The organism is Microcystis sp. M20BS1 (genome assembly GCF_020245305.1).
GTDB lineage: Bacteria > Cyanobacteriota > Cyanobacteriia > Cyanobacteriales > Microcystaceae > Microcystis > Microcystis ichthyoblabe_A.
In genome coordinates this window covers 1-8,413 of record NZ_JADBUZ010000090.1, presented here as the reverse complement: position 1 = coordinate 8,413, position 8,413 = coordinate 1, and the positions used below count along the sequence as shown (strand labels likewise).

The following is an 8,413-nucleotide window of genomic DNA, read 5'->3' as shown; positions in this document are numbered from 1 at the left end:
ATTGGTAGTCCCTGTACGAGTGTAATCGGTATTTAAAGTAGCTGTCCCTCCGAGGGTGTAATTAACCGTCAAAGCATTTGTTGTTACTCCAGTACGGGTGAAGGTATAAACGAGATTAGTTGTCCCGTCTTCGGTAACACTACTAGGAGAAACCGCAAGAGTAATACTGGGAAGGGTGACATCATCATTGGTAATTGTTCCCGTCACTGGGGTGGTAGTCCCAACTGTATAACCTGTCCCAGAAGCGAGGGTTAAAATAACAGTTTCGTTACTTTCTACTATTGTGTCAGGAGTGGGGTCAACGGTTACAGTCGCAGTCGCTGAATTAGCAGCAAAGGTGACTGTATTATTAGTCCCGCTGCGAGTGTAATCGGTATTGAGAGTCGCTGTCCCTCCGAGGGTGTAATTAACCGTCAAAGCATTTGTTAGTACACCAGAACGGGTGAAGGTGTAAATCAGATTAGCTGTCCCGTCTTCAGTCACACTTGCGGGAGAAACTGCAAGAGTAACACTGGTATCACCAACGGTGTTAAAAACGGGGTTAGTTTGGATAGTTTGGGTATTAAAGGTGATGGTTGCTTGTGCATCTATACGGGTGTTAGTGGGATTATTAGCTTTAGGTTGGATGCTGTAACCCACAAAACCAGTCCCAGACCCGTTTGCGTCATTGGGTGGTAAGAATCCCTGAGTGGTAATATTAGCAGGGTTGCCTGTGGTAGGATCTATAGCAATAAATGTCCAAGTTAATACCCTTGTTGAGGTATTTAGACTAGCATTGACATCAACAAAGACACCGCGAGTGGTTCGCAAATCAAGGCGTTGGCTGTAATTGCGGGTCCCGACGGGAACATTAACGGTAATATTCCCAAAACCGAAGTCCTGTAAGGTGAAGGTGTTGAGGTCTAGGTCTGAGTCGAGGGTTTGAGTGATGGTAACTTGTGCAACGGGTATGGTTCCAGCGGCGGCATTGTTAGTAAAACGGATAGTATAGGGAATGACTTCCCCGGAGGTTAACCAGTGTTGGTCTCCGAATCCCTCAGGGTTAATTAGGGTATTGGTGGCGCTGATAGTCGCTTGTCGTTGTAGTGTAACGTAACCTTGAATAATTTCTGGGGCCCCATTGGTGAGGAAAATATCAAGAATGGCATCATTGAGAATATCGGGGTCAGTAATCCCCGCATTGATAGCAATTTGTTCTGCTGCTGCGCGTTGCGCCGGGGTTAGGGAGTCAATGGTGATGACGTTGTTAGGGAAGGTGAGGTCAGTAAAAGTGTTGGTATTTTGTCCCGTCCCGTAGTCAAAGAGGGAGGTAGCTTGAGTGATGCGCCAACTGTCGTCATACTCGCCGTAAAGTTGGCCAGTGGTAATAGTGCCGCCGATAACAGTTCCATTACGCAGAGCAAAGTCATCATTGGTTGTGCCGTTATAGTTGCCTAATAGACCAATCAGATTCCCTTTGCGGTTTTCTGCTAGACCCAGATTGATATTAATATAAGTGCTATTAAAATCAATGTTAATGTAGTCATTATTGGCGGAAAAAATGCTGTAACTGTCGCCATCCCGGACAATGAGGTTTTGTCCAATGGCATAGAGTTGACCATTGGGAAGGTTTGCGGCGATGCCGTTAATTTTTAAGGGGTTGGGGTCATTTAAATAGAACCCTATCCGTTGTCCACCGAGTTTAATGGCAATGGCACTATTAACAGATACACTGGTACTACCGTTCCAAGGTTGTTGACGGGTTTGAATTTCAAAGTCGTCGGTAGTAGATTTAACTAGGGTAAATTCGCCTACTGATTGGAAGTCGTAGTTAATACCGTCGAAGGTTGTTAGGTGGGGGTCTCCGTTTGAACCGCCACCGCCGTCAGGGCCCGGTGGCGGTGGCGGTGGCGGTGGTGGCGGTGGCGGTGGCGGTGGCGGTGGCGGTGGCGGTGGTGGTGGTTCAGGGGGACATTTAGGTACAATCTTGTCCAAGTATTTTGACAAGTCCGTACTAAAATAGGATTCAAAGGCTCCTATCCCTAGAAATTCTCCTATTCTAAAAAGACGTTTTATCCTTTGTGCCGTATTAAGACTTTGAAATATTCTCGGTATGTAAGTAAATGCATAACCGAATAGACTTCCTGGAATGAGAGCGGGCAAAGACAAAATAGCGTATTGACCATAGTTGACAAAAAAGTCTCTGTTCTTTGAACAGGATAATCCACTTGGATCGACAAACGTATTAGGACTATTAAAGACATAACGATAAAAATTCGTATCCCCACCATTTAACCCAATCGGATCAACACTCGTAAACCTTCCCAAACTATTATCATAAAACCTTGCTCGCATAAAATCGAGGCCATTTCCCTCATCAGTCACCCCCCATTGACCCACATATTCAAAGGGGTTAGCCACAGCTTCAATCTTGGTTAAATCCTCTCCAAAGGGTAAATAACTATACTTATTAACATAACTCCCATCTGTTGCCGTTAACCCAACAGTTGACCCGATCGCATCTGCGTCATAATAATTACTATTGTTACCATTTACCCGACTAACTAAGCCGATTCCGTGAGTATAATTAGCCACTAAGCTATTATTATTATATTCCCCAACCACATCACCCAACCCAAAGGGATCAACTAAATATTCGGTTTTTTGTCCATTAAAAATAGTAGCAGTTCGGTTTCCTAAGCCATCATATTCATAGTCCCAAGTCCCTGAAGGAGTAACAACCTTAACCAGGCGACTTTCAGCATCATAGGTATAATTAGAAGTCTGTCCCCCTTGGGTTTTGCTGATTAAATTCCCATCCGTATCATAGGTATAAACCCCATTACCTACATTGCTATATTGATTGAGGTTATTGGTAGTATAGTTCGTGGTTACTCCGCTATCCGTCACCCCGATGCGGTTTCCTGCAGCATCATAGGTATAGGTAATCGTGCGATTGGTAGGAGTAATCACAGAAGTTAATTGACCAATTGCATCATAACCATATTCAAAGACCCCCTCTAGGGTGGTCATGGTAGTACGGCGACCTAAGTTATCATAGGTATATTGATACTGAGAATTAACCGTATTATTGGCTTTATAGTTGACTAATTTAGTTAACTGATCCTGTAAATCATATTCATAGGTGGTATAGGTTCCATTGCCATTAGTTTCCTTAATGAGACGACCTGCACTATCATAGTCATAGCTGATAATATTTTGTCCTGTGCCATTGGTTAAAGACTTTAAACGACCGACGGTATCATAAGTATAATTAGTCGTATAACCATCGCTAGAAACTAATTTGGTGCGTTGACCATCTGCATTATAGGTATAGGATAGAGAACGACCATTAGGATAGGTTATCTTAGTAAGACGGTTAGCAGTATCATACTGCATCGCCATAGTTCCTGTTCCATCAACTACGCTGGTAAGATTGCCTCTTGTATCGTAGCTGTAGTTAACACTCGAACTGTTACCATATTGTTTCTTGGTCAGCAGGCCACTGGTATTGTAAGTGTAGGAAATATTACTACCGCGACGATTGATATAACTGGTAATATTCCCTAAAGCATCAATAGTAAATTGTTGGGTACTACCATCAGAGTAGGTAATCTTATTCAGATTAGCTTTAGTATCATAACTATACCCTACTCCATTCCCTTTAGGGTCTGTAAAACTGGTTAATTGATTAAAGGTAGCATCGTAGGTAAACTTAGTCTTTTGTCCCAGTAAATTCGTTTGTTGAGTTAAATTACCATTAGTATCGTAACTATAGACTGTTTGACCACCATTAGGAAGGGTTGTAACTAAATTACCATCTGCATCATAATTAAATAGCAGATTTTGGTTATTAACCCCGCGAATTTGTCCAGCACTTCCCCCATCATCTAATAAGACGGTTTGGGATGCTCCGGTGCTATCAGTAATCGTCACCCCACCTACACTATCATAACTGTAGGTTAGGGTTTGGGTGTTTCCGTTGCTAGATTCTTTGGTGAGACGACCTTGATTATCGTATTCAAAACTACGCTGATAACCCAAATCAGATTTTACCGACAATAAAGAGTATTTTTTCGCCGCAACATTACCCGTATCATAAGTATAAGTGATGGTTCCATCAACCCCCGTCACCGATAACAGATTTTCCCCTGTAGTATCATAACTATAGGTAGTAGCTTGTCCCGCAGAATCAGTAATCTTGTTAATCCGTCCTTGAGCATTATAAGTCAGGGTTAAACTATCCCCATTGGTGTGAACCAACTTGGTTAGATTATTATTAGTATATTGTAGAGTGATGCGATTACCATTAGTATCCTCAACATAATTGAGTTTCCCATTACTCCCAAATAAAGAAACAAACCCACTCGCTTCTTTTAAGCGATACTCACCACCAACAATAGTTAAAGTGGCACCCCCTTCTCCCGTGTAAGTGTCACCAGTTTGCTTCTCAAAAATGCGCTGTACCCCCCCCACACTGCGGATAATAACATCACCTTGACTGTTGGTAGTAGCGCGTAAATCCCACTGACTAGACCAACCTCGTCCTAATGTTCCTAAATTGTAGCGTTCAGCAATAGACTGATAGAAAGTCCGATTAAAGCTTAAAGATAAACCGGGTGCAGTATCTACCACATCAGTCGTACTTAATAAATCTACATTAGTCAGGGTGTTAGCTGCTTGTTTCCATTCAAAAGCAAATAAACGAGTTAAATCACTGGTTTCCTGTCCCAACTGACTTAAATAGTTAGCATTTTCGGCCATTACTGCTTGAAATTGTCCAGCAGTTGTGCCTAAACTAGCGGTTAAATTACTCCATAAAGCATCCCAAGCAGCAGTATCAATATAACTATAATCAGCGCGAGTTTCTGCTTTAATTGTCGCCCAATTAATTACTTCATTGGCTGGAACTTGATTAACCGTAAAGTTAATTAAACCGTTACCATTGGGGGTATATTGGAAGTAAAACTCTCCACTTTCACCTGGAGCAAGAATACCCGCCGGACCATTATCACTGGTTGCCAAAGACAGATTTAATAGTTGTTTGAGAGTAGCACTAATGGTATTTTCTGCGGGATAATTAACAGTAGCATTAGTAGCATTTATTCTCAGTAAAGGCGCGATTAGATCAGTTTGTCCAATATTGGTATAAGTGACTTTAACAAAACCACTAGCTGGATAACTTAATTCAATATTTAGATTTCCTAGGGGGTCATTATTGACGGTAAAGGTATCATTAGAGGTATAGGTATTAATGCCATTCATCACCTTAACATCATACTGCCCTGTCGCTAAACCTTGCAGGTTAAAAGTTGCCCAAGCTTCGGTTTTATTCACCCAATAAACCTGATTCGCTAAGGTTTCAGTACCCGTTGGAGAAATAATGCTAATTTTGTCAGTAGGCGAGAAATTTTGCCCCGAAATAATTATCGTACTTTTCCCTAAATTACTGCCTTGTGAACCTTGAGGAAAACCAGTAATTAATATTGCAGCATCATTATCAACAATATTGAGAGTAGCAGTATTTTGACTGCCAATTGTTGCGCCACTGGTGGGGTTGATGAGAATTAATTGAACCGTTTCATCAGGTTCGGGGAGAGTATCATTAACAATGGGAACAGTAACAGTTTTACTGATTTCTCCGTTCGCAAAATTAACGGTAATCGAGTTATTATTATAGTCAGATGGGGCGGTAGCTGTCCCATTTGTTAGTTTAACAGTTGCGCTGACTGCGCCATTGCTTCCGCCGGTACGAGTGACCGTTACAGCAGTAACAGGAGTCCCATTTTCATTGATGCTAAAAGTAGGAGAACCAAAAGATAAGGTTCCGGGGGAGGAAGGGGTATCATCATTAACAATAGTCCCCGTCACTGGGGTAGTTGTCCCAACTGTATAACCTGTCCCAGAAGCAAGGGTTAAAATAACAGTTTCGTTACTTTCTACTATTGTGTCAGCAGTGGGGTCAACTGTTACAGTAGCAGTGGATGAACCAGCAGCAAAGGTGACTGTATTGTTAGTCCCTGTACGAGTGTAGTCGGTATTTAAAGTCGCTGTCCCTCCGAGGGTGTAATTAACCGTTAAAGGATTAGTTGTTACTCCGCTACGAGTGAAGGTATAAACCAGATTTGTTGTCCCGTCTTCTGTCACACTTGCGGGAGAAACTGCTAGGGTGACACTGGTATCGTCATTGGTAATTGTCCCCGTAACTGGAGTAGTCGTACCTACTGTATAACCTGTCCCAGAAGCGAGGGTTAAAATGACAGTTTCGTTATTTTCAACAGTTGTGTCAGCAGTGGGGTCTATTGTGACTTTAGCAGTGGTAGCATTAGCAGCGAAAGTCACTGTCCCGGTTTTACTGGTGAAAGTTGCTGCACCGCTTTGGGTGTAATCTGTACTAAATGTCGCTGTCCCCCCGACTGTATAGTTAACCGTTAAGGCGCTGGTCGTTGGAGTGGTGCGGGTGAAGGTATAGACTAGGTTAGGGGTACCGTCTTCAGTCACGCTTGCTGGGGCTACCGCTAAGGTGATAGATGGTAGTAAAGAAATGACGGAAACGTTATCTAGTGCGGGGCCAAAAGCAGCATTTTCTGGCTCAATAGATAAACTATAAAATTCCAAGGTCGTTGTGGATGCAGTTGCCGTAAATACCCAGGTCTTATTTACCCAGCCCATATTATCATCACTAAACCCTGTAGTATCAAAGGAAAAAACTTCGGACTGGCCTGCGGCTGAAACTCCTAGTTGTCTGATGGGAGTTCCACTATAAGTATTGCCAGCCAAGGCAAAGGAGACAAGGTATTGTTGGCCTGCAATAGTGCTGAAAGTTTGAGCTATACCACCCACTCCAGGCGAACCATTGAGATCAAGAGAGCGCTCGCCATCTGCATCTACCCAATAAGCTACATAGTCAATTTGATCCCTCGTAACAGTCCATCCTGTGATTGCGGTAGAACCAGGGTCAAGTGGTAAATAAGGATCAGGATCTGGGCCAATTTCAAAACTACCATTAGTGATTAGATTGACTTGAAAATTAGGATCGTAAATAGTATAAAGTCCCTGTCCATCATTGCTCTTAGCAATTAATACTCCTTGATTGTCATTAGCATTTAGATCAATAATTGTTTGACCATACTGTTGATATAATTGATCTATATTTGCAAGAATTGGATGAGATGAAGGGTTAATAGGAATATTGCCGTAAAACTCATTCCATTGATTTGCCAATGACAACCCAAAATTATTCAAGAAATCCTTCCAAGCATTAGCCTCACTCGTAACACTATCAAAACTTCCAGTAATTCCAGTTCCTGCCATTAGATAAACATTTCCTCCACTGTTTACATAATCAATTAATACCTGATTATCTACTGGGGATCCGCCAAGAAAAACTCCATCATATTGTTGTAATGTCTCTAACGTGAATGGCAAATTAGGTGCAACCTTCCATTGATGTCCTGCATCAGTTAAAGCTTTAGATAGTTGAAATCCTGTGAAACCAAGGTTATCGGAATAAGCAAGAAATGAGCCTTTCTTCCCATTAGCAAAATAATTAGCGATATTCTGAGCAAATAATAGTGAATCGTCGGGAGCATTACTAAATCCAGAATCACTTAATGTAAATTCATCATTAGCAACAATAATCTTGCCAGATTTAAGCAATTTATTCTGTTCAACTGTAATTACTTCCCCATTTAAATTAATTATCTTTGAATCATCCTCAGCTTTCAATACCTCCAAGGTTGCCACATCCAGACTATTTCCCTGCACCAACTCCGCAAAAATTGCCCCCTCATCTCCCGCGCTATCCACCGGATTAATTTAAGCATCCACATAATGCCCAATTTCTTCTAAAATTACATTAACTATCGCTGCTGACGAGGCCGTATTTAAAAAAGATGCTGATAGATAAATCTTATTGGTACTGCTGGAATAGGCACCATTCGCCGTCCCTAAAACCTCATCACTGAGTACCTCAATCGGGGGAATTTGACTAAAATTTCGGCTTTGCCACTGCTGTCGTAATTGCGTCGCCTTAACCACATCATAACTTGTGCCAAAAGCGATGGCTAAATTTGCCCAAAAACCGTCAGATTGAGCGAAATCGAACAAAACATCGTAAACAGAAGGAAGGAGGGGCAAAAGAGTAGAAGTCATGACATTAACAGCAAAGGTTTATTGCTAACAGTTTTAGCATAACAATGGCCAATTTTTCAAGACACCTGTAACAGAAATTAACATTTATTACAAGAAAACGGGTTTCTTTGAGAAACCCGTTTTCTAGATATTGATTTTAGCCAAAGACTGCTTAAATTCTGCGAGAGAATTAGCGGTAGCTGCTAATTTTAGTAGCTCTTCTAAGATAGTAGGGTTAGTCATTTTGCCGATTATCTCTTCAATTTCTGAAGAAATCTGTCCAAACCGCACAGTTAAAACT

General features: G+C 41.8%; 2 protein-coding genes. Both read right to left on the bottom strand.

All coding sequences use genetic code 11. From position 1 onward, the window contains the following. Positions 1-7,788 (bottom strand): choice-of-anchor C family protein (locus IM507_RS09135; protein ID WP_287636915.1); only part of this gene is annotated, 7,788 nt, incomplete at its 3' end. 9 nt (positions 7,789-7,797) lie between these two features. Then, the gene (locus IM507_RS09130) at positions 7,798-8,133 is read right to left on the bottom strand and encodes a calcium-binding protein (RefSeq protein ID WP_287636914.1); all 336 of its coding nucleotides are present in this window, start codon (positions 8,131-8,133) and stop codon (positions 7,798-7,800) included. Positions 8,134-8,413 lie beyond the last annotated feature (280 nt).

Excerpts from the sequence above, each read along its gene's own strand:
- IM507_RS09130 (WP_287636914.1), bottom strand. The coding sequence starts at position 8,133 with ATGACTTCTACTCTTTTGCCCCTCCTTCCTTCTGTTTACGATGTTTTG.